General features: G+C 43.6%; 27 protein-coding genes. 15 read left to right on the top strand and 12 right to left on the bottom strand.

Annotated features, from left to right (window positions below):
- Window positions 1–233: hypothetical protein (locus ACBR23_RS13100; RefSeq protein ID WP_371125653.1), on the top strand; the 233-nt coding region annotated here is incomplete at its 5' end.
- Here the strand turns inward: ACBR23_RS13100 and ACBR23_RS13105 are convergent.
- Complete coding sequence (locus ACBR23_RS13105) at window positions 230–1,747, bottom strand: sensor histidine kinase (protein ID WP_371119693.1); 1,518 nt, start codon at window positions 1,745–1,747, stop codon at window positions 230–232. The genes ACBR23_RS13100 and ACBR23_RS13105 overlap by 4 nt on opposite strands.
- 393 nt (window positions 1,748–2,140) lie before the next feature.
- Between ACBR23_RS13105 and ACBR23_RS13110 the strand changes: the two genes are divergently transcribed.
- Window positions 2,141–2,986: a M48 family metalloprotease gene (locus ACBR23_RS13110; protein ID WP_371119694.1), complete on the top strand. Its 846-nt coding sequence runs from the start codon at window positions 2,141–2,143 to the stop codon at window positions 2,984–2,986.
- Between the two features lie 302 nt (window positions 2,987–3,288).
- Window positions 3,289–5,157 carry an ATP-dependent zinc metalloprotease FtsH4 gene (ftsH4, locus tag ACBR23_RS13115; RefSeq protein WP_371119695.1) on the top strand — a complete coding sequence of 623 codons (1,869 nt, stop codon included), beginning with the start codon at window positions 3,289–3,291 and terminating at the stop codon, window positions 5,155–5,157.
- 301 nt (window positions 5,158–5,458) lie between these two features.
- On the opposite strand, the gene ACBR23_RS13120 is transcribed toward ftsH4, so the two are convergent.
- The 3 genes from ACBR23_RS13120 to ACBR23_RS13130 all read right to left on the bottom strand — a co-directional run bounded on the left by ACBR23_RS13120 (window position 5,459) and on the right by ACBR23_RS13130 (window position 8,022).
- Window positions 5,459–5,893: a hypothetical protein gene (locus ACBR23_RS13120; RefSeq protein ID WP_371116262.1), complete on the bottom strand. Its 435-nt coding sequence runs from the start codon at window positions 5,891–5,893 to the stop codon at window positions 5,459–5,461.
- Entirely contained in the window at window positions 5,874–6,350 is a 477-nt protein-coding gene (locus ACBR23_RS13125; protein WP_371116261.1) for a Panacea domain-containing protein, read from the bottom strand. The genes ACBR23_RS13120 and ACBR23_RS13125 overlap by 20 nt, the downstream gene beginning before the upstream one ends.
- Window positions 6,351–6,651: 301 nt before the next feature.
- On the bottom strand, window positions 6,652–8,022 hold the full coding sequence (locus ACBR23_RS13130; protein ID WP_371119696.1) for an NB-ARC domain-containing protein: 1,371 nt from the start codon (window positions 8,020–8,022) through the stop codon (window positions 6,652–6,654).
- Window positions 8,023–8,224: 202 nt separating this feature from the next.
- Here ACBR23_RS13130 and ACBR23_RS13135 point away from each other — a divergent pair, with 202 nt between their 5' ends.
- The 5 genes from ACBR23_RS13135 to ACBR23_RS13155 all read left to right on the top strand — a co-directional run bounded on the left by ACBR23_RS13135 (window position 8,225) and on the right by ACBR23_RS13155 (window position 10,515).
- Complete coding sequence (locus ACBR23_RS13135) at window positions 8,225–8,491, top strand: hypothetical protein (RefSeq protein WP_371119697.1); 267 nt, start codon at window positions 8,225–8,227, stop codon at window positions 8,489–8,491.
- Between the two features lie 107 nt (window positions 8,492–8,598).
- The gene (locus ACBR23_RS13140) at window positions 8,599–9,066 is read left to right on the top strand and encodes a hypothetical protein (RefSeq protein WP_371119698.1); all 468 of its coding nucleotides are present in this window, start codon (window positions 8,599–8,601) and stop codon (window positions 9,064–9,066) included.
- A gap of 5 nt (window positions 9,067–9,071) precedes the next feature.
- Window positions 9,072–9,695, top strand: coding sequence for an AHH domain-containing protein (locus tag ACBR23_RS13145; protein ID WP_371119699.1), 624 nt, complete (start codon window positions 9,072–9,074; stop codon window positions 9,693–9,695).
- Window positions 9,696–9,808: 113 nt separating this feature from the next.
- Window positions 9,809–10,051 carry a hypothetical protein gene (locus tag ACBR23_RS13150; protein WP_371116253.1) on the top strand — a complete coding sequence of 81 codons (243 nt, stop codon included), beginning with the start codon at window positions 9,809–9,811 and terminating at the stop codon, window positions 10,049–10,051.
- On the top strand, window positions 10,051–10,515 hold the full coding sequence (locus ACBR23_RS13155; RefSeq protein ID WP_371116251.1) for a type II toxin-antitoxin system VapC family toxin: 465 nt from the start codon (window positions 10,051–10,053) through the stop codon (window positions 10,513–10,515). Before ACBR23_RS13150 ends, ACBR23_RS13155 begins: the two co-directional genes overlap by 1 nt.
- Before the next feature lie 187 nt (window positions 10,516–10,702).
- Here ACBR23_RS13155 and ACBR23_RS13160 read toward each other — a convergent pair whose 3' ends face one another.
- A complete protein-coding gene (locus ACBR23_RS13160) occupies window positions 10,703–11,035 on the bottom strand; it encodes a XisI protein (RefSeq protein ID WP_371116250.1) in 333 nt (110 codons plus the stop codon).
- Window positions 11,026–11,442, bottom strand: coding sequence for a XisH family protein (locus tag ACBR23_RS13165; protein WP_341737110.1), 417 nt, complete (start codon window positions 11,440–11,442; stop codon window positions 11,026–11,028). Before ACBR23_RS13165 ends, ACBR23_RS13160 begins: the two co-directional genes overlap by 10 nt.
- Window positions 11,443–11,484: 42 nt before the next feature.
- On the opposite strand from ACBR23_RS13165, the gene ACBR23_RS13170 reads away from it, so the two are divergent.
- Complete coding sequence (locus ACBR23_RS13170) at window positions 11,485–11,637, top strand: hypothetical protein (protein ID WP_341737109.1); 153 nt, start codon at window positions 11,485–11,487, stop codon at window positions 11,635–11,637.
- 193 nt (window positions 11,638–11,830) lie between these two features.
- Here ACBR23_RS13170 and ACBR23_RS13175 read toward each other — a convergent pair whose 3' ends face one another.
- Both ACBR23_RS13175 and ACBR23_RS13180 read right to left on the bottom strand, forming a co-directional pair.
- Window positions 11,831–12,019, bottom strand: a complete 189-nt coding sequence (locus tag ACBR23_RS13175) for a PIN domain-containing protein (protein WP_341737108.1) — start codon at window positions 12,017–12,019, stop codon at window positions 11,831–11,833.
- On the bottom strand, window positions 12,016–12,261 hold the full coding sequence (locus ACBR23_RS13180) for a type II toxin-antitoxin system Phd/YefM family antitoxin (RefSeq protein WP_341737107.1): 246 nt from the start codon (window positions 12,259–12,261) through the stop codon (window positions 12,016–12,018). Before ACBR23_RS13180 ends, ACBR23_RS13175 begins: the two co-directional genes overlap by 4 nt.
- A 158-nt stretch (window positions 12,262–12,419) precedes the next feature.
- Here ACBR23_RS13180 and ACBR23_RS13185 point away from each other — a divergent pair, with 158 nt between their 5' ends.
- The gene (locus ACBR23_RS13185) at window positions 12,420–12,686 is read left to right on the top strand and encodes a hypothetical protein (RefSeq protein ID WP_341737106.1); all 267 of its coding nucleotides are present in this window, start codon (window positions 12,420–12,422) and stop codon (window positions 12,684–12,686) included.
- 11 nt (window positions 12,687–12,697) lie between these two features.
- Here ACBR23_RS13185 and ACBR23_RS13190 read toward each other — a convergent pair whose 3' ends face one another.
- Entirely contained in the window at window positions 12,698–13,186 is a 489-nt protein-coding gene (locus ACBR23_RS13190) for a M48 family metalloprotease (RefSeq protein WP_341737105.1), read from the bottom strand.
- Window positions 13,187–13,764: 578 nt separating this feature from the next.
- On the opposite strand from ACBR23_RS13190, the gene ACBR23_RS13195 reads away from it, so the two are divergent.
- The 3 genes from ACBR23_RS13195 (at window position 13,765) to ACBR23_RS13205 (ending at window position 16,499) form a co-directional block, all read left to right on the top strand.
- Window positions 13,765–14,673, top strand: a complete 909-nt coding sequence (locus ACBR23_RS13195; RefSeq protein WP_371116248.1) for a ParA family protein — start codon at window positions 13,765–13,767, stop codon at window positions 14,671–14,673.
- Between the two features lie 12 nt (window positions 14,674–14,685).
- A complete protein-coding gene (locus ACBR23_RS13200; protein ID WP_371116247.1) occupies window positions 14,686–15,138 on the top strand; it encodes a hypothetical protein in 453 nt (150 codons plus the stop codon).
- Between the two features lie 92 nt (window positions 15,139–15,230).
- Window positions 15,231–16,499 carry a TolB family protein gene (locus ACBR23_RS13205; protein ID WP_371116246.1) on the top strand — a complete coding sequence of 423 codons (1,269 nt, stop codon included), beginning with the start codon at window positions 15,231–15,233 and terminating at the stop codon, window positions 16,497–16,499.
- Window positions 16,500–16,587: 88 nt separating this feature from the next.
- Here ACBR23_RS13205 and hpsL read toward each other — a convergent pair whose 3' ends face one another.
- Entirely contained in the window at window positions 16,588–18,270 is a 1,683-nt protein-coding gene (hpsL, locus tag ACBR23_RS13210) for a hormogonium polysaccharide biosynthesis protein HpsL (RefSeq protein ID WP_371116245.1), read from the bottom strand.
- 211 nt (window positions 18,271–18,481) lie between these two features.
- On the opposite strand from hpsL, the gene ACBR23_RS13215 reads away from it, so the two are divergent.
- Together ACBR23_RS13215 and ACBR23_RS13220 are read left to right on the top strand one after the other, a co-directional pair.
- The gene (locus tag ACBR23_RS13215; RefSeq protein ID WP_371116244.1) at window positions 18,482–19,183 is read left to right on the top strand and encodes an alpha/beta hydrolase; all 702 of its coding nucleotides are present in this window, start codon (window positions 18,482–18,484) and stop codon (window positions 19,181–19,183) included.
- A 586-nt stretch (window positions 19,184–19,769) separates the two neighbouring features.
- A complete protein-coding gene (locus ACBR23_RS13220) occupies window positions 19,770–20,018 on the top strand; it encodes a DUF6761 family protein (RefSeq protein WP_340522145.1) in 249 nt (82 codons plus the stop codon).
- A 178-nt stretch (window positions 20,019–20,196) separates the two neighbouring features.
- On the opposite strand, the gene grxD is transcribed toward ACBR23_RS13220, so the two are convergent.
- Both grxD and ACBR23_RS13230 read right to left on the bottom strand, forming a co-directional pair.
- Complete coding sequence (gene grxD, locus ACBR23_RS13225) at window positions 20,197–20,520, bottom strand: Grx4 family monothiol glutaredoxin (protein ID WP_341737099.1); 324 nt, start codon at window positions 20,518–20,520, stop codon at window positions 20,197–20,199.
- A gap of 105 nt (window positions 20,521–20,625) precedes the next feature.
- The gene (locus ACBR23_RS13230; RefSeq protein WP_340522120.1) at window positions 20,626–20,886 is read right to left on the bottom strand and encodes a BolA family protein; all 261 of its coding nucleotides are present in this window, start codon (window positions 20,884–20,886) and stop codon (window positions 20,626–20,628) included.
- Window positions 20,887–20,902: the final 16 nt, after the last annotated feature.

Raw genomic sequence — 20,902 nt, forward strand, 5'->3', positions numbered from 1 at the left:
GGGGAAGGGGGACGAAAGATCGGACTCTTATCCCCCCCTTCTTAAGGGGGGCTAGGGGGGATCTAGATTTAATAGTCAAACAGCAGTCTGTGGCTACCTTTGACCTTAAGTTGACACCAATGCCTCCTACCCTCCCCATCCAGGATTTTGTAGGTGTTTCAGAGATTGGGGCAACCACGGGGGGATTGCCCCTACAAAGAATGAAACAGCCCTGGGAAGAGGGGAAGTTTTAGGGGCGAGATGTTTCTGATTTGTGGGCGGGGAGGGTGACGATAACGGCGGTACCTCGATCGACTTGGCTGTCTATGTGGATGTGGCCTCGGTGATTTTCGACAATGGCTTTGGCGATGGCCAATCCTAAACCGGAACCGGCGGCGCTGCGGTGAGTGCGGGCGGGATCGGCGCGGTAGAATCGATCGAATATGTGCGGCAATGCTTCTGGGGAAATACCGATACCAGTGTCTGTGACTTTGACTTGCAGTGCGGGATTTAACATCTTGACTCCAAGCTGCAATTCCACTTGAATTTCACCGCCAGAGGGCGTGTACTGTACAGAGTTGCTAAGGAGATTAGTAAAAAGTCGGGCTAGTTGATCCCAGTCTCCCAATACTGTAAAGTTACCTTCTGTATTTGGTGAATCGACTATTTCTAAGGATAAAGAGAGATTTTGGGTTTTGGCGATCGCCAGTTGTTCTTCAATCACTTCAATCAACAAAGCATCCAGGGGAACCACAATCCACTGCTGCTGTACGATACCACTATCTTGTCTAGCTAAAAATAGCAAATCATCAACCAAACGTCCCAAACGGCGAGTTAGGCGTTCAATAACTTGTAGCTGTTGATATTGCTGAGGTTCGATATCCGGTTCCGCCAAAGCGACTTGAACATTAGTTTGAATAGTGGCGATCGGATTTCTGAGTTCATGAGAAGCATCCGCAGTAAACTGTTTGAGACGCCCATAGGATTCTCGCACAGGTTTCATCGCCAATCCCGACAACAGCCAGCCAATAGCTGCTACACAAATCAGCGTCAAACTCGCACCCAAAATCAAATCGATAATTAATTGGCGAATCGGTTTTGTCACTTCAAACCAAGGATGACTGACTCGCAAATATCCCAAAACTTGGCGGCCGATTTCCACTCGTTGCGTCACCTGTCTGAGAGAATAGTTTTGAGTTGTCCGAATGCTAATAGGTTTTGTCGAGACGCGATTAGCAATTTGGGCGATCGAATCTCGATGCTCCTCCACACTTTCCTTTAAACCACCATCAAAATCTGCCACTTCTCCCCTCGGCGCCAAGTGCGTCTCTGCGGTTAAATCCCTCTTTTCCACTCCCTCAAAGCGCAACTGATGATTAACCCAAACCGTTTCCCCACTGCGATTAGCATGAATCGGAATATTCAAAGGTTCCGACAAAGTAGACCATAGCAATTTACCTGTAGGACTAAACCATTCTAAATCAATATGGTCATCATCAACAGCATCGCTACCATCTCGAAAACTCCCTTGAACATTCACTTGAAACTTAGTTCCCGACAAAACATCAGCAGCAGAAAGCGGTTTTTTTAAAGGTTCAATGACAAGCGATCGCTCTACGATTTCCACCACATGATTGAGCGTATCATCAATGCGATCGATTAAAGTATTGCGGACATAAAAATAGAAACCCGTAGCAAATAATAGTAACAATACAGCAGTAACGGCTGTGTACCAAACAGCAAGACGACGACGAGTAGCTTGAAACATATTTTAAACAGTTTGTTATTAGTTATTAGTTATTTGTTATTAGTTATTTGTTATTTGGCAACAAATAACCACTGACTTCCTCCCTCTTCCCTCCCCCCTTGGGGGGGTAGGGGGGGGTTCTTATATCAAATCCGTTGACATCGGAATTATTATTTCTCTCTTCTCTTTCTCTGTGTCCTCTGTGTTCTCTGTGGTTTAATCATTCCGAGACAACCGGAAACGATATTATTCCCTCTTACTTCGCCTACTTCGAGCCTTCGCGGTTCGTTAAAAAAGCCATGTTTGCAACCATGCAAAAAATACCTAATAAATTTTATATTTAATACTTCAGATAGATGCAATAATAACTATTAATTTAGTATTATCATCGCTAAACTTTTTAGGTGAACTGCTATGAACAAATTTTTATTCAGAATGGCGATCGGGCTATTAATGGCATTTTTTGGGGCAATTACCTATTATACCAGCGACGTACAAAATCCCGTCACAGGAGAGAGACAGCGCGTGCAACTTTCTCCGCAACAAGAGATATCTTTGGGATTGCAATCGCGATCGCAAATGGCGGCCGAGTACGGAGGGCTTTATCCCAGTCAGGCAATTCAACAATATGTCGATCGAGTCGGAAAACGGGTAGTCAACGGTTCCACGGCCAAACAAGCGCCTTATCCCTTTGAGTTCCACCTGCTGCGCGATCCTCAAACGGTGAATGCTTTTGCTCTACCGGGAGGACAAGTTTTCATCACTGCGGGGCTGCTGCGGCGGCTGAATTCCGAGGCGCAGTTGGCCGCCGTACTGGGGCACGAGGCCGGTCACGTTGTCGGGCGCCACGCTGCGGAACACTTGGCAAAACAGCAGTTGGGTAGGTCTTTGGTAACGGCTGTGGGGGTGGCGGCCAGCGACGAGCGCGGGGGAGGTCAGCAAGCTGCTGTAATTGCTCAGGCGGTCAATCAAGTGGTGAGTTTGCGTTACGGTAGGTCTGATGAACTTGAGAGCGATCGGCTCGGTTTTCGGTTCATGACGGAAGCAGGTTACAATCCTCAAGCTATTGTGGAAGTGATGCAAATTCTCGGTGCTGCGAGAAAGGGCGGGGGACAGCCGGAGTTTTTGAGCTCTCACCCGAATCCTGGAAATCGAGTTGAAAAGTTGCAAGCTTTAATCGCGCAAAATTACCCCAACGGTGTCCCAGCTAATTTGGTTTCTGGACGGGAAGAGTTTGCGAAGAATGTGTCTGGCGGTTAGCCAGAATTCTACTATATCGAACCGCGAAGACGCAAAGGGCGCGAAGTAAGAAAAGAGCGAGAGAATCTTAAAGGGATTCTGAAGTAAAAACCATTCATTAACTATTAACCAATAATTCATAACTATAACTTTCTGCTCTTCCTTCGTGTCCTTCGCGTCTTCGCGGTTAGTTTTTAATACCAAATAGGTGCAGCCCAGTTAACCGAACCAATAGAGTGAGGAAATCCGATTGACACCGCGTGCGTATTTGATGAGAAAATAAATGAATTAAACTGCTTAATATTAAAGGATGACTGTTATCAATGGCAATTAAAGACCAGCCCCAACCGCCTCGTTTTAGGCAAATTAGCAATGTCTTGTTATTGCTATCAAGTCTGTTTTTACTGGCTAACATCTTTTTGCCGAATTTGTTCGGACCCCAAATTCCCCAAGTGCCTTACAGTTTGTTTGTTCATCAAGTGCAAGAACAAAATGTAGTCAGAGCTTCGGTAGGTCAAAATGAAATTCGCTACCAACTCAAAGGTGAAGGTGATAAACCAGGACAAGTTCTGTCAACTACCCCGATTTTTGACCTGGAATTACCTAAACTTTTGCAAGACAAAGGTGTGGAATTTGCTGCAACTCCTCCGGCTAAAAATGGCTGGATCGGCAGTGTTTTGAGCTGGGTAGTTCCGCCACTGATTTTTGTGGCGATTTTTCAATTTTTTATGAACCGGGGCGGTGGTGGTCCGCAGGGTGCACTCTCGATCGGCAAAAGCAAAGCTAAGGTCTACGTGGAAGGAGAATCGGCGAAAATTACTTTTGCTGATGTGGCTGGAGTTGAAGAGGCTAAAACTGAATTGGTCGAAGTTGTTGAGTTCCTGAAAACTCCTGACAGATTTACGGCAATTGGCGCGCGCATTCCGAAGGGTGTGCTGTTAGTCGGACCTCCGGGAACTGGCAAAACTCTGTTAGCAAAAGCAGTGGCTGGTGAAGCTGGTGTACCATTTTTTAGCATCTCTGGTTCGGAGTTTGTGGAACTGTTTGTCGGTGTTGGTTCTGCAAGGGTTAGAGATTTATTCGAGCAGGCTAAGAAGCAGGCTCCTTGTATTATTTTCATTGATGAGTTGGATGCGATCGGTAAATCTCGTAGCACTAATGCTGCTTTTGGTGGGAATGACGAACGGGAACAAACTCTCAATCAATTATTAACTGAAATGGATGGTTTTGCTGCGGGCAATACTACGGTAATTGTGCTGGCTGCAACTAACCGCCCGGAAAGTTTGGATGCTGCTTTGTTGCGCCCCGGCCGTTTCGATCGCCAAGTTTTGGTCGATCGCCCAGACTTATCTGGCCGCGAAGCAATTTTGAACATTCACTCTCAAAAAGTGAAGTTGGGCCCGGATATTGACTTGAAGGCGATCGCCACTCGCACCCCCGGTTTTTCGGGCGCAGACTTGGCAAATTTGGTCAATGAAGCTGCCTTGCTAGCTGCTCGTAACAAGCGTCTCACTGTCGCGCAGGAAGACTTTTATGAGGCGTTTGAGCGCGTTGTAGCTGGCTTGGAAAAGAAAAGCCGGGTGCTCAACGACAAAGAGAAAAAGATTGTGGCTTATCACGAAGTCGGGCACGCGATGGTTGGCGCTGTGATGACTGGCGGCGGCGAAGTGTCGAAAATCTCGATCGTCCCTCGCGGTATGGCTGCATTGGGTTACACGTTGCAAGTACCGACTGAAGATCGTTTCTTGTTGGATGAGTCGGAGTTGCGCGGTCAGATTGCTACACTACTTGGAGGGCGATCGGCTGAGGAAGTTGTGTTTGGTAGCATTACTACCGGCGCTTCCAACGACTTGCAAAGGGCGACTGATTTAGCGGAACGGATGGTGACAACTTACGGGATGAGTAAGGTGTTGGGGCCTCTTGCTTACGATCGCGGTCAACAAGCAATGTTCCTTAACGATGGTTCGGGAAATCCGCGCCGTGCGGTAAGTGCTCAGACTGCTGAGGCGATCGACCAAGAAGTCAAAGAAATTGTGGAAACTGCACATCAACAAGCTTTGGATATCCTAAAAGCTAATCGGGAATTGTTGGAAACAATCACGCAAAAGCTATTAGAAACTGAAGTAGTTGAAGGCGACCAATTGCACAAATACCTCGCTGAAGTACAGCCTTTAGATAAGGCTGCGGCTTGAGTTTAACAGGGTTTCTCTGGGGGTCCAGAAACCGGGTTTTTACGAGAATACTCGCTATAGGTGAGAGATTCATAAAAAACCCGGTTTCTTTGTCGCAGTGGAATCCCAGAAACCGGGTTTTTACGATAATACTCCGCTGTCGGCGACAAATTCGGAAAAAACCCGGTTTCTTTATTCGGAGTGCGTAAATCCTGTTTGATTTAACCACTGATCAACGCAGATAATAACAAGACCACCTGCGTTTTTTGATATTTATCAACTTGTAAATTGTTAAATTGACACTCTAAAAAGTATAATCATTTCAACTATAAAGATTGTGGTCTGGGTCTAGCCAAACAATATAAAAAATATTTTCACTAAAAAATCCATGTACCCGACCGTATTCATTAGCAGAGATTTGAAACTGGTATGGCATATTTACTAACGCAGATTCATTGGGAATCCCAAAACCATTAGGTTCAGTAGTATCTTGCCAAACTATGCCATGACAGCGCAGACTTTTACTCTGATTATTGATAACTTCTTGAGAGTTCAATTGTGACAAATCGCGCAGCCTTCTCAATAGAGATGCTAGATACTTAGCATCTCTACCGCCAATGGAGAACTTATCTTTATCATCCTGATAATACCTGAAAGAAAAACTAATTCCTTCGGGTATTTTGACATCTAGACGATTGATACTAGATAAAGATTGCTGGCGACGTATATCTGCCTTTTTAATTTTCTTCGATGACACGGGTTTTGTAAAATCTTCTCATTGATTCCTTCGTAATAATAGCATGAGAAGGTTCATCTCTTGGCAACTCACCTCTAGCATTAATCCAAGGGTCTTCGCGACGCACCATTAATTCTAACTCATAGGCATCGCAAAAGAAATACTCATCGGATAACTCGTCTAAAAACTCTTGTACTTCTTCTAGAAACTCTGGTTTTTCGACTTCCTTGAGAATTGGCTTAAAGTCAAATTGTTCTTTATATTCATAAAACAAAGCCGGGATAGTCGGCCCGTGCACCCAGGCTTCAAAATCTTCATCAAACAGCGGTGTATCCTCAAAGGCTAGATACCATGCTTGGGCGTAGTACAATAGTTTTTGTAGCTTGTGGTTGCTGAGATAGGAGCCTACGTCATTGGCGAACCAGATGTAGTAATCTGCTAGTTGGGAGGCGGTTGTGATTGTAGTTATTGTGGTCATATAACTCGACTCAATAAGTTTTGGATTCTATGATAGCATAGTCACCCTCTTTTATGATTTGGCGGTTAAAACCGCTTCTACACAAACAAAGTCTGCCTCCGCAGACTAAGAAGTAAAGGAGGTATTTAAGCCGGATTGGGTATAATTGAAATCTTACCCCATATCAAAGATTTGTAGGGGCGGGCGATGCCCTGAGCGTAGTCGAAGGGTTCACCAACAATAATTGCCTAAAACCCACAAGCTCGTAAACCCGCCCCCACCCAGAAAAAAGCCCCTTATTGATATTAGTGCAATATCTCAGTTACAACCCTTTGATATACTGCTTCAGTACAGGTGACAAAGTGTAAAGACTTCCTTCTTTTTCGATCGAGCAGCGCCTCGATAAAGATTGGAGCGCGTTGAGTAAATCTGATGATGATATTTGTCCTTTTTCTAGCAATTTTGCTAGGTTGACTGGCTGGTTTTCTGTCGCCAACAATGACATAACTTGTTTTTCTAGTTCGGAAGTGCGATCGTACTGCTGCTGTAAAACATCTTTCAAATCTTCCGGTAACAATATGGTATCATCTATTAATAACTCAGTCGCGTCGATTCCCAGCTCTTGAATCAGATTCGCCACGCTTTTTAACCATAGCGGGTTGCCTTCATAGCGGTGAATGAGTGCTTCACTGTTGTCAATTTCTTCTAACCCACAATCTCTCAGGATTTCCCGTCCGGCTGCGATGTCTAAACCTTTGAGTTGTAAGGTACGAATGGGAGTATTTTGGTTTTTAAATTGAGTCACTTCTCTCGGTTGTTCCCAACCGATTAGCAGAAAGCAACTTTGATGGGATAATTTTTCTATCTGTTTGAATAGGGAGCGATATTCTTCGCATTCGGGTTTATACTTTCCTGCCAATTCGCCACTACAGAAAAGGTTTTGAACGTCATCTAAGACTATTAAACAGCGATGGTTTTGTAAATATTTAATCAGCGGTAAGCGTTTCTGGTTGGTTGGGGATGAATCTTGTTTTTCTGAGTGGGAAAAAAACTGTATTAGTTTATGTTCAAATTCATCTAGGGTGTGGGATGCGTCTATGCTGCACCAAATAACGTACTCAAACTCTTTTTTGATTTGTTGTACGAGTTTTACTGCTAGGGTTGTTTTGCCGATGCCGCTGATGCCTGTGAGGGCTATGAGGCGGCTGTTTTGTTGTAGAATCGAGGTTGTGAGGGTTTGGAGTTGGGGGGTGCGATCGAAGAAATCACCCAATTCCGGCATTTGGCTTAAATCTTGATGCGAGGTTTTGGTTTGTTGTGGGTTAGATGTTTCCTGATTTGGTGGGTGTGAGTTTGGGATATTTGGTGGGTGTCTTCCTTCTCCACAGGTGTTAAAACTACTAATTGCTACGTTTTCAAAATTAGAGACATTTTCAAATATAAACCTTCCCATTGCCGATCGAAAATTTGTTTTATTGACATCTTCTCCCAACTCTTCTGAGAGTATGTGCCATAATTCCGATCCGATTTGCCTAACATAACTCTCGTTACAGTGAATTTCGTCGGCAATTTTGGTATATTTCTCACCTTGCATGGTTCCTCGCAGAATAGCCTCTTGTAAGTTATCGAGGTGCTGACCAGTTTTGGCAAACACCATCTCGTCAGCCATTTTTAACACTTCCTTAAGATTCATGCAGCATCGTGGATGTTGGGATTTTGCGTATTATACCTAACATTTCCCAACATTTTCTGGCATTTTCCAACATTTTCTGGCATTTTTCACACAGGGGGAGTTGGAGTAGCCAACAAAATTGCTAACAAAATCGAGCATTTGGGGGGTAGACAAAGCTTTGATTTGTAAGGAAAATAAGAGAAATATTTACGAGAGTAAACTGATGTCAGACAAACGTTATGAACCAGATGGTAATGGTAATTTAATCAGAATTACTAAGGAAAATTCTGATGGTTCATATGAATTTATTGCTCGTCCTGAAAATAATTCTGGTCAAGAGCGCCTTCATGGTGGTGTTGATAGCAATGGCAATCTGTCATGGTTCGCTGTGACAGATGAAAATGGCAAGAAAATTGATGGAAGTAAAAACTTTTCCAAATATGTTATCAATACTGCTGTGCAAGTTGCCAATGCTCTTATGAATGATTAGTTAGTAGGTTGGGTTGATGCCAGCAAGCCCAACCTTTTTTTCACATATTGAGCAAACCCTATTTACCAGCTTTTAGTTTCACTTAGGCAGCAAACTTGGGAGATAAAATGACTGAAGATCGAAAGCCAGAAAAAGCAAAAGATTTCGTCGAAAAGTTCCTGCAAATATCAGGTAAGGTCTTTGAAGTTCTTGGAAAAATCATCAAATGGTGGTTTTGGATATCAATGTTTTTAGTTGGAGTAATATTTTGGCTTCTTGACCTTTGGCTAGGTGATGGTCGTAATCCTATCCCTGCTCCTTGGGACAATAAGCAACCTGAATTTGATCCAAATCAGTTCCGACAAGATTTAGAAAAATCTACGCCTGAAAGTATCTTAAAGCAATTTGGTAAACAGTTAGAAGAACTTGAAAACCGCAATAAACTAGAACCTGATGAAAAAAAGGTTGTCCGAAAGCTCAAAGGTCTAGATCGCCAAAAATTGCGTTCTCAACTGCAAGATGCGTTGAGTGATGATGAAAGAGAAACTTTGTTTATTATTCTTCTGAAGTTACTTGGTTTTATTAAGGCGATGTGAATAATATGGGCATTGACAATGATTGGTCTGTATGGTATGTTCCCGAATGGATATGTCAATACTGGAAAATAAAACCAGGCGAATACTTAGTCAGATATAACTCATCGACTGGAGATTTAGTTTTAAAATTTCCCGATCAAAAAGTAGCCGAGCGCAGGATAAATATATATTCCGATCTTGCTCTTGACAAGCTTAACGATGAACAATTAGAAGCGATAAATCGCCTTCAGGGAAAAAAATATAAAAGCTTAGGTGGAGGCTATTGTAATCATCACATCATTCCCCACGATCTTTGCAAGAAGCATCCTTTAGTTAGGGAAGCAGAAAGGTATGGTGTTTTTAAGAAAGATGGCGATGAAAACTTAATGCCTTTGCCTTATGATTTTCACAGAAAAAACCATACAGAAAATTCAGCCTACTATAAAACAATTCAGGATTTTCTTGATGCTCAATGGGCGTCTATTGTTAAAGAGAGTTTAGATGAAGATCCGTATGAAATCCAACAAGCTCTTCTAGAAATTGTCGAGATCACTAGAGAGAAATTGACAGAGTTGATGCAGTTCCCAGGAAGTACCATACGGGACTTTGATGCTGAGCCTAATTATTCTAATGACTTGCTGCCTGGTTAACAGTGCGATCGCCCGATCTCGCATCAAGATCGATCGCCCTTTCTTGTTTCTGACGAGCGATCGCCTAAAATGAAAGAGCGATCGCCCGTAAGTCAAAAACTCCGGCACACCCTATGACCATCAAAGAACAACTCCTCGAAGCAATCGAAGCTTTGCCCAGCACAAGGCTTGCCGAAGCCCTCACTTTCATGAAATCTCTCTCCACCAAACCTTCTATCACATCTGCTAAATCCTTCCTCGCTCACCTCCAGACAATCGGCACTTGGTCGGGCGACGACTTCCAAGAATGTCTAGAAGCCGTCCAAAACTCACGCGGTGAAGCACAATTTGACTACAGCCCCAATCCCTTTGAATAATGTTTCTCCTCGACACCAACCATTGTAGTTATGCCCTACTAGGCAACACTCAAATACTCGATCGCCTTGCCAACCTTGGGGATGAGTCGATCGCAACCTGCACCATCGTTAAGGGTGAGCTGATTGACATGGCGGCGCGATCGCAACAACGACAGGTAAATCTTGCCTTAGTTCAACGCTTCCTGCTTGGGCTATACATCTACCCCATCGACGAAATCACCGCCGAAATTTACGGCAACCTCAAAGCGGCAGTTTTCGATCGCTACGCCCCAAAAGACAAAGCCCAACGCCGTAGAACCAACATGACTCAATTGGGCATCGGTGAAAATGACCTGTGGATTGCCGCCGTTGCAATCCAGCATCAACTCACTCTAGTGACAGCAGATCGAGACTTCCAACGTATTCAAGCGGTTCAGCCATTGGAGTTGGAATCCTGGATTTTAATATCGCCAGATTCAGGATGAAGGCGATCGCCCATCGCGCATCAAGACCGATCGCCTACAAAAATATAAAATATCCCATCTCGCCGAGGGTCATTATACCCGAAAGTTGTATGGCTTCATTACGCTATTGCCTAAAATGAAAGAGCGAGATCCCTCACAGCAAATATCAAACAGTGCAATAATTCTACTCATTTTCCGATCGCAGCCACTACCCCACGGCCAACTCTGTAAACTTCCGCATATAGGGCGATCGATATCCCAGAACTATATCCGACTTAGGTACTCCCGATTCAATTAGCTCGTTAGCTATTCCCACCTCAGTTCCATCCCGTTGAATCCAAATCTTACCGTCTTTAATCTCAATGTGAATCACACATCCATAAACTCGTCCTTCCCCGCGCCAGCCCACATGAAACATCAAGTAGCGATCGCGATCGCGATCGAAAGCAATTTGAGTCTCCACTTCTGGATCTTCATAATCGCAGGTAGAGTGTTTTTCAATAATCGATTTTATCAGTTCTCTATATTTTTCTATCTCCATGATACAATTTCCTCTTTTACAGGATTAAATACAAGCAAGTTTAATTGCATCCGCGTCACTGACATTTGAGCTAAACGTCGAGTAAAAAACTCCTCATAAATATCTTTCGGAACTGCTAAGTAAAGGACTCGATCGGGCTGTTGATCTTCTAGGACCACTTTATAGTTCCAAGCTTGACCAATAGCTTCGTGAAACTCATTAATCACTGAAAGACCTAAAAAACATTTAATTTCTACTGCTATTTTTTGTCCATACCTATCTGCTCCTAATAAATTATTTTCCGCACCTAAATCCACATATAACTTATCCTCATCTACTTTGAGATACAGAGGATCGTGAGTAATTATCCACCCTTCCTTTTCCAAAGCTGAACGTACAACAGCATGAAAGATATCTTTTGCAGGCATAGATTTTCCTGAACTATACTGTTTATCATAGGCGATCGAGTCATGCCAGCACAACCCCTTCAGATTTTTTCCGATCGGAGCGATCGCCCATCGCGCATCAAGACCGATCGCCTACAAAAATATAAAATATCCCATCTCGCCGAGGGTCATTATACCCGAAAGTTGTATGGCTTCATTACGCTATTGCCTAACTGAGTGTTTGTAGCGCCGAATTGCCTGTAAGGTTGGCATCAACTGTGGCTAATGTTAATCCATAGTAAATAGCTGTGGCACTAATGAATCAGTCTGCGGGGTCTTGATGAGGCAGTGCAATTTCGCGACTCAAAATCGCAATGGAGTGATTCATTTGAGCTTCACGAGTTTCCAGGGTTTTTAAAGCTAAGTTAACTCATGTTACAGGATCTGGCTGTAAAGATATCCGTCCTTTTTCTGCAAGGATGAGTGTCTCCCAAATGCTAATTGGACTCAGCCAAAGTTCGGTGTTAGGATCGGCGATCGCCGTTTGAAGCGATCGCGATAGGCGCGGGTCGCCGAGTAAATACCACAGCCAAATGTGGGTATCGAGTAAAAGTTTCATTCTAAAACCTCCCACGGTTCGGCGACAGGAGCAATTAAATCTCCTAATATTTCACCGCTTCCTTTCATTGCGCCAAAGCTGGGACGTAGAGTTTGGGTGGTCGCAGGATAAATAATTACTAATGCTTTTCCTTCATGGATGACGGTTAGAGGGGTTTTGGTACGTTCGACCTCTATCAATAGAGTCGGTCGGGTTTGGGTTAATTCAGTCGTGGTAATTTGTGCCATTTGTTGACCGCTCACAATCTTATTCTATTTCCACTATTCTAATGCGATGATTGCACGGATAGTGCGATCGCCCTTCACGTATCAAGAGCGATCGCCCTTTCTTGTTTCTGATGACCGCCTAAAATGAAAGAGCGATCGTATAATCAAAGTATCAATCCTCCTGAGATTCCGTGATGACTATCAAAGAACTCCTCATCCAAGAAATCGATACCACCCCTGACGAACTGCTGGCGGATATTCTCAGTTTGGTGCGATCGCTCAAATCGTCTCTACACCCCCAACTCAATACCTACGAACAACTGCTAGATCGTATCGACTACCTAGAAGCTATTATTGGCATCCGTAAAGGACTAGAAAGCTTCGAGCGAGGTGAAGGTATTCCAGCCGATCGAGCCATGACAGCGCTACAGCAGCAGTTCAACATTCCTCCCCGTCTATGAGTTATCAAGTCCTAATTCAACCACCCGCTTTTGGTGAAATTGAAACCGCCTATCGTTGGATGTGTGAGAGTGTCGCGGTTGCGAATGTGCGTTAGTTCGTGGGCTAACACGCCTTCCAATTCTTCGCGGGAAAGCAGTTTGATGATGCCTTCGGTAACTGCTATTGTCGCGTGTTCCGGGTCTCTTCCTGTGGCGAATGCGTTGGGAGATTGAGTCGGAACTACAAAGATTTTCGGTACGGGAATTTCGGCTTTGGCGCTCAATGATGCTACCATATCGTAGATTTCGGGAGCTTCGCTGCGGGCGATCGGGCGGGCGCGGTAAGCCATTAATGCTGCGGTATCGGAGTAGTACCAAGAGCTAAAACTGCTGAAGGCGGCTAATGCTAAGCCGATGTAAAGTCCTTGTTCGTTGCCGATTAAATAATAGCTACCTAAAACTAGAAGGCCGCTGAGAAGTCCTAGTAGCGCTGCTGTCCTGAGTTGATTTGTTCCTTGCATGGCGGGTTGGGGGCGATCGCGAATTTTGGTATTTTTGAGCTTGTTATTAGATTTTCACAGGGACTGGCGATCGCACCTCTATCTACCGAAATAACTGCTAGGGCCAATAGTAGTATTTTGTTGAGCAACCCCCAATAATTACTGTGCAACAGGCCCTCCAGCCTGTTCTAGACGGGTGCATCTCAATGAGTGCAAATATATTCGTAGGGGCGAAGATGACCGCAGAAAATTTATTAGTGATAACAAGAGATTTACAGCGGTCATGCTTCGCCCTTAAAAAATCGGGATACTCCCGTTCTAGACTTGCTTCCATCGCGACTTGATCTAAAAGTTTGACTTGGTTTTGACAGGCTTGATTTTAGTTAAATCTGTTTGGCAAATAACAGGATATTTTTTAGTTATTTGCTTCTTAAATCAGGGATATTTAGGAATAATTTTACCATTTTCAATGATATACTATCAAAGTCTAAGTTTGAGAACCCTGGGCAAATCCTGACCCTCCTAGGCGATCGCAAGCTGAACTCAGTCACACAATATGTTTTAATTTATATTTGAGCAAAATCTAAACAAAGGCAACCATGACTCCAAAATCCATAGCCGTAATCAACTTCAAAGGCGGTGTCGGGAAAACCACCGTCACTTGGAGCCTGGGAAATATTATATCCCAAGGCACAGACCTCGAAGTTCTAATGTTAGACTTAGACCCGCAGATGTCCCTCACAGAGGCGATCGGACTTAATGAAAGTACAGGTCATTTAGATGACAAATTTGGTAAGTGGTATGAAAAATCACTCCGGGAAAGGCGCACAATTTACGATGCTCTCGAACTGTTTAAAAAAAACGGACCTAATTTTAAATTTCCCGTTGGTTTCGACACGATTTATCAAGTTGATGAACAGTTACATTTTGTCCCTTCCGTAGAAGAATTGTATTGGTTGGATCTGGACGGATTTGATGGGAAAAATGTTAAAGACTTCATCCGCAGATTTATCAGCAAAATTAGCAACTCTGCCAACTCCGTTAACTCCCTCAACCCAGCTAAATCTGCCACTCTCCCTAAATATGATTTGATGCTGTTTGACTGTTCTCCTTCCTTTAGTATCCTCACTTACAGCGTACTTTCTTGTTGCGACTTAGTATTAATTCCCGTAAATCCAGATTACTTTGGTTCTAGGGGATTGAGTTTGGTCTTAAACTCGTTGCAAAAGCGGATTGAACCTTATCCTTTCCCCAAAATAGCAGTGTTTATGAACAAAGCTAAAATCTATGGAGGATTGCTGACTAACGAGGTTCAGTTTTATATGAGAGAGGTGAAAAGACTTTGCGCTGATATCTCCAAAGACAATAATATAGAAGTTAAGTTTTTAGAATCGACTATTCGCGAAAGTGTCGGTTTGAAACGAGCTATTAATGAAGGAGAATTGCCACGAGAATTAGTTAGGGAATTTGAACAACTTTGGAGTGAGTGTGCGGAGTATCTAAAATGATTAAAAAATAAAATGATTAAAAAAGAAAGTTTGGGTGAGGATGAAGAAACCTCGCAGTTAGTTGATGAAATTAGCGAACTTAAGGAAATCCTGCGCGAGGTTTCTCGGAAACTAACTAGGATTGAGGCTAAAGTCCGGCGGGGAGGAATTTCTGCCATTTCCAAAGTCTCTGAAGCGACGGTATCTCCACCAGAGGTAACTACGGATAAACCTGCTAGTTTATCGCCGGAACAGGTACTCCAAATTTATGAACAACTGCGCTTAAAAGCTAAAAATGGCAAGGAAGAAGAGGTGAGGAAAAAGTTGTTGTCTATGACTGCAACGGATTTGAGTTTGATTTGTTTGGAATTAGGTATGCCTCCCACCGCCAAAAATCCATCGCGCAAAAAAATGATCGAGGTAATTCTTGGTAGAATCAAACAGAGTTTGATGTTGTCGCGACATATCGATCGACAAACACTTTAATAGTTTTCTGCTTTGTAACTCACAACCTTTCCCCTGGAATGAGTTGTGAGTTGAAACCGCCCGACTGACAAGTAAGGAGATAAATTGACAAAATGCGTTTAAAAAAAACATGGCGAATTGGTGCGATCGCCCTATTTTCACTCACACTCTTCATCACCCTGTTTTTGAGCCTCTCAAGCCCTCCCACACCCGCAGCTCAAAAACCGAAGACACTGGCATTTTTGGCGCTTCAGAGGCGTGGTGGCGAGGTAAGAAACAGTTTATTTACAGTCAATACCAATGGCTCTGGGCGTCGCGAACTTGCCCCCAACATAGATGTTAGTCCCGCCCTTGCTTGGTCTCCCAACGGCCAGCGGCTGGCTTTCGTGGGTAGCGATACGGAGATGTATACAGTCAATGCGGATGGTTCTCAATTAACTAAACAATTTTCTGGAGATTTCTGCAAAGCAGCTAATTTTAGAATTGCCTGGGCTTCTAATAGTCAAAAACTTGTGTTTGGGCGTTCTTGCGACGGTTCTACATCGGATACACCGGGTAGTCAATCTCTGTATACCAGCGATACTACAGGTATTAAAGGAACTAAATTAGTTCGGAATTTGGCAGTAGGAGGACAACCGCCTCAAACTGAAATTTCTTCGGAATTTTACCTGTCACCGGATGCCCAACAGGTAGCATTTGTTAAAGACAAGAACATCTACAAAATGAATGCAGATGGTTCGGGCATGACTCAATTAACTAAAACCCCAGGAGAATATGTTTCGGGTGGTAGCGAACTTGTTTGGTCTCCCGATCGCACCAAAATTGCTTTCTGGTTGGGAACCTATCCTCAACAACAAATTTACACCATCAATACTGATGGTAGCAACCTCAAACAACTGACGAACAATCCCCAAAATCAAGCTTACAACGTCAAACTATTTTGGTCGCCAGACAGCCGCCGGCTTGCCTACTATTACAACAAAGCGGGGGATAGGGGTGGCAAACAGCAAGATGTTTATGCGATCGATATTAACAGCGGAACCGCCCAAAATATCACCAAAAAGCCCACCAGATACGACGCACTTTCCTGGTCTCCCGATGGCAAAAATCTCGCCTTCGCCACCGGAGATTTTTACCAACAAAAACTCTACACAATTAATGCTGACGGTTCCAAGCTGACTCCGTTAGCTGCTCAATTAGAATTGTCAGGAATTTCTCAATTAGCATGGTCTTCTGATAGCCAGCAAATTGCTTTTACTTTTAATGATATTAAAGGGGACAAAAGCAATTTGTATGTAATCAATCGCGACGGTTCGGGAGTGATTAAATTGAGTAGTAACAATGACTTGAATGCTAGCACTCCAGTTTGGCAACCTCAATAATCCCACTCAAAATTTAAAATTTTCTCGGAGTCCGCTAGGAGTGGACTTCGTTTACTTTTGAGTTATTTCAATCGCCTAGTCTCTATTTTCAAATGGGGGAAGATGCTAGAATCTTTTTCTCCTTTAATTGTTGGCGATCGGGTAATTCATCTACATCAACTTCCTCGTTTTTTTCCTCCTGCACCTGTTTGTCAATTTTTGGCAACTTCAAGATAGCCCCAGCCAAAACCCAGTAATAAACTGATACTGGATCTACATCCAGCGGATAGTATTGAGTATTGATGGTAATAAATGCCACAAATACCCAAAAACTAGCTCCATAGGTCCGTAAACTTTTGTCTTTCACCGAACGGTAAGCTCTAAAAGTGAGAAAAGCTAAGTGTAACACCATGAGCTGAAAAGCAATCATTCCCGGATAACCGAGTTCGTACATCAACTTAGGTTGAAAAGTTTCTATGAGTTGGGTTGCACCAAAAGTCCGGGTTGAATTCGTCGCTCTTCCCACACCTCTCCCCAGATTTCTGTCAATAATAAAATTATGGCTCTGCTCGAATTGATTAAACAGAAACTGTTGGGGTGGCGCGGCATTCCAGCGGTTAATAAAACTCTCCCACCGCTGCTCGATAATTCCTGGGTTAATGGCTGCACCGACAAATAGTAAGATAGCAAGTCCTGCACCAATGGGAATGAATCTTTTAAAATTTACTAATTGACCGGTGAGAATTAGTAGCACAAAGGTAGCACCGGGAACCATAACTAAAGCAGCTCTTTGACCCGAAATAACGGCGTTGGCAAATACTAATGCCATGCCAAATAAACCGATGGTTCGCCACCAGAAGGAAGGGTCGCAAAAAGCAGCAGCAAAGGTCAAAAAAGCATTGGAAATTAAAAACCATGCCCACTGCCAAGGGGCGACAAAAGTGCCTGGTAAACGGATAAACTTGACTTCGGGACTAAATACTAGAGAACCACCAACCAAACATCTAGCTTGTAAGGTGGCTTTATATAACTCTGCTCCCGACATTCCTCGCGTGCCGGCGCACCTCCCACTTTGCAGCAATAGATACTGAATTAAACCCAAAATGCAGCAGACGATCGCTAAAATGATGTGCATTCGACTAAAAAATATCAAATCTTTCTTAGTGCGGATCAGATAATAGGTACTGGCGATCAGCGGTATGTAACCGATCAATACTTTTAAGCCGACAATTCCTTGCAGCAAGGGTTTCTCACCCTTTATGGGGTTAAGCTGCATATCCCCGTTGACAAAAATTAAAGTCAGCATTGCCATCATGAAGAGGATGCTGAAGGTAAAAATCAGTTCTTTGGGAAGGAAGATGGGCAATTGTTTCTTTTTGCAGCTTTGAATAAGGGCGATGAGAGCAGGTATGTAGAAAGCATCTTTTGCTACTTGAAATGCTGCATTTCCGCCGCCAATGGCGTAAGTGATGGTCCCGCTAAAAGGTAGGTAAATCAGAAATGCCCACAGAGCTTGACGGGGATATTTGTAGGAAAATAGCAAGATTGCTACGGCGAAGCCTGCTGCAATGGCAAGTTTGGCGCGGGTAACAAATAATAGGGGGATGATGACAACGGTGCTGATTAAGGTGTAAATCGCGATCGCCTGGATGAGTTCATTGCGCTTTTGTGAAGTTTTACGTTTTTGGGCAGCTATTTCTTTTTTACTGAATCCTGGATGTTGGTATTGGTTTTTGTGTTTGTGTTTGTGTTTGCGTTTAGACTTCTGGGATTTACGCTTGGCTTTTAACATGATGGAATTATACTGATTTTCCAAGGAATTAATGGGGGCAATTTCCCAGAATTAATGGTGGATATTCAACTTAATTCTGAGAACAATTTATCAAAAAAAATCTTGTATGTGTAGCTGTTGTAAAAAAAAATGGTTGCGAGCTTGTAGAATATAACTGCTGCATCTACAATAATGGAGGAGGATCTAATTAGTTTTAATTTTGCAGTCAATTATGAAGTTAACAAAATTTGTATCGATCGGCATCACCGTATTTTTAGGAGCAAGCGCTAGCATATTATCGACGAATACTAAAGCATTAGGCGCCGAAAAAGTTGTCCTCACCTTTGGCCCCATCAGACAAGCCATTAATGTCAGCGACTTAGAAGACTTTGCGAAAAACGGTACAACTACCACCACCATCCGACAAATTATCGGAGTATCAAAAATGGATGCGGGAACCCTGCGCGGGTTGATGGGCCTAGAAATTGGCTTAAAGCCAGCTAATCTAGCGCGGGTAGTCTACAGTACCCCAGGAGAAAAAATTACTGACGAAGTTGGTCAAGCAATTCGGACTCAACGCAATACAGAAAGTGGCAAAGCTTTGCGCGCCGCGATGATCCTCGCAGCCAGCGATGACGGGAAAGTTTCGGTGCTGGAAATCCTGAAACAGTATCCTTTGCCGGAAGTTTATGTAGATGTTGCCAAAATTGGGGGTGCGGTAGCAAAAGTTCAAGGTTTAGCGGGGACTTTGCAAACATTGCTTCAGGATAGTATGCGATCGACTACGACAACTCAAACAACTCGTACCGAAACGACAACGACAGTGGAACCACGTCGCAGCGTGCAGCCCACCACTGCGCCTCCAGCCCGTCCCGTCTTTGCCCCAGCCCCCGCACCTGCACGGACACCACAGCCTGTCAGAGGACTTTGGTGAAGATTCAAAACTTTATGGCTGTGATTGGGGAATATTAAGTTGTGAGTTTGGAGTTTTGATTTAAGTCGTGTCTGTTGCTTCTTATAAAGCTATGAACAAGACAAGGGTGACAATTTTAAAAATTTTGTCAAATTTTGCCGATTGAGACTCCAGAAAGATTCCAGCGCTCTGGTGACTATCTTACAATGAAAGTATTAGAGTATGCATTCGATCGACTCGCCGGCCTCAATCCTCGGCAAAAACAGATTCCCAACCAAAAATCCCTTCCTGGGAAGTTGACAAATCTGCAAACTCAAACTAAAATAACGACCACCGTTCCCTCGGTAGCCGGACCACTGACACAGTTTGACCATAAAATTAAATAACTTCCCGACTCTATTCAACCCAGGATGAATCATCCATCTAGCGTTTACACACTTTGAGTCGTGCCAACTAGCCCGTGAAATTTTTTATGGAGGGTAACCTGTTAGCAGGGTAGAAATTGTTATTTAGCAATAGCCTAGACCTGAGCAATTGGGCCACAGTCGAAGCATTTTCTAAATCCCGCCGTCATTGTACTAACCACAAAGGATTTCAACCTCACACCATGCTTCAAGACACCCAAACCATCCGGCACTACCAAAAACTCACCGACGCCCTCGTCGAAATGTGGAATAGAGGTTATCGTTTTGATGACCTGCGACTCTACTTAGACGGGTATTTGGCAGCCCTGCGTCATTCAAACGGTTTAGAACCCTACCTGATTCACAGATTGGAGGAAGAAGCCGCCCGTTATATTCACGACCCCTCCAATTTTGAAATGCCCATGCCCCAGCCTGAATCCGGCTATTACTAATACAAAATTTATCTGTAATAGTCAGCAGTTTGGAATCTGTCGGCACAAAAAATCATATTTTTGTAGGGTCGGCCGTGTCCGCCCTACAGCCGTTAAGGTTGGGAATTTGGGAATTTGGGAATTTAGGAAAATTTAGAGTTCCAAATTCAGAACTCCAAAATTTCTGCCCTCCCATGATTTAAGAGGCTAAAGCAACTTCTACGGCTTCTTGCAATTCGCCTTTCTGATACATTTCGATCAGAATATCCGAGCCACCAACAAATTCGCCGTTAATATAAACTTGGGGAATTGTCGGCCAGTTGGAATATTCTTTTACTCCCTGACGAATTTCCTGGTCTGCCAAAACATCCACAGTTTCGTAAGGCACTCCCAAGGTATTGAGAATTTGCACTACGTTGTTAGAAAAACCGCACTGGGGCATTAATTTATTGCCCTTCATAAAGACCATGATTTTGTTTTGTTTAACCAAGTCGTCAATTCTTTGATGTGCTGCTGTACTCATGGTCGCTCCTAAATATTGCTTGAATAATTTTCAACAGTGACAGTTGCTGGTTAAGCAACTATTGACACATTAACCAATTTCTGAACTCAATTGCTCGCTCAACAATTAAGCCACTTGACTTTGCGCGTCCCATTCTGCGGGAGTGAAAGTTTGCAAAGCCAAAGCGTGGATGGCTTCACTAGCCATTGCTTGTTTGAGAGCACCATACACCAGTTGATGTTGCTGTACTCGGCTTTTCCCTTCAAAGGCCGCAGAAACTACCCTGGCTTGGTAGTGGTCGCCACCACCAGTTAAATCATCAACTTTTACTTTAGCGTCTGGCAATCCAGTCTGAATCATTTCCGCTACTTGAGATGGTGTAACCATTAGTTTTTTTTTGGGA

This window comes from Microcoleus sp., from assembly GCF_041354475.1.
Lineage (GTDB): Bacteria > Cyanobacteriota > Cyanobacteriia > Cyanobacteriales > Microcoleaceae > Microcoleus.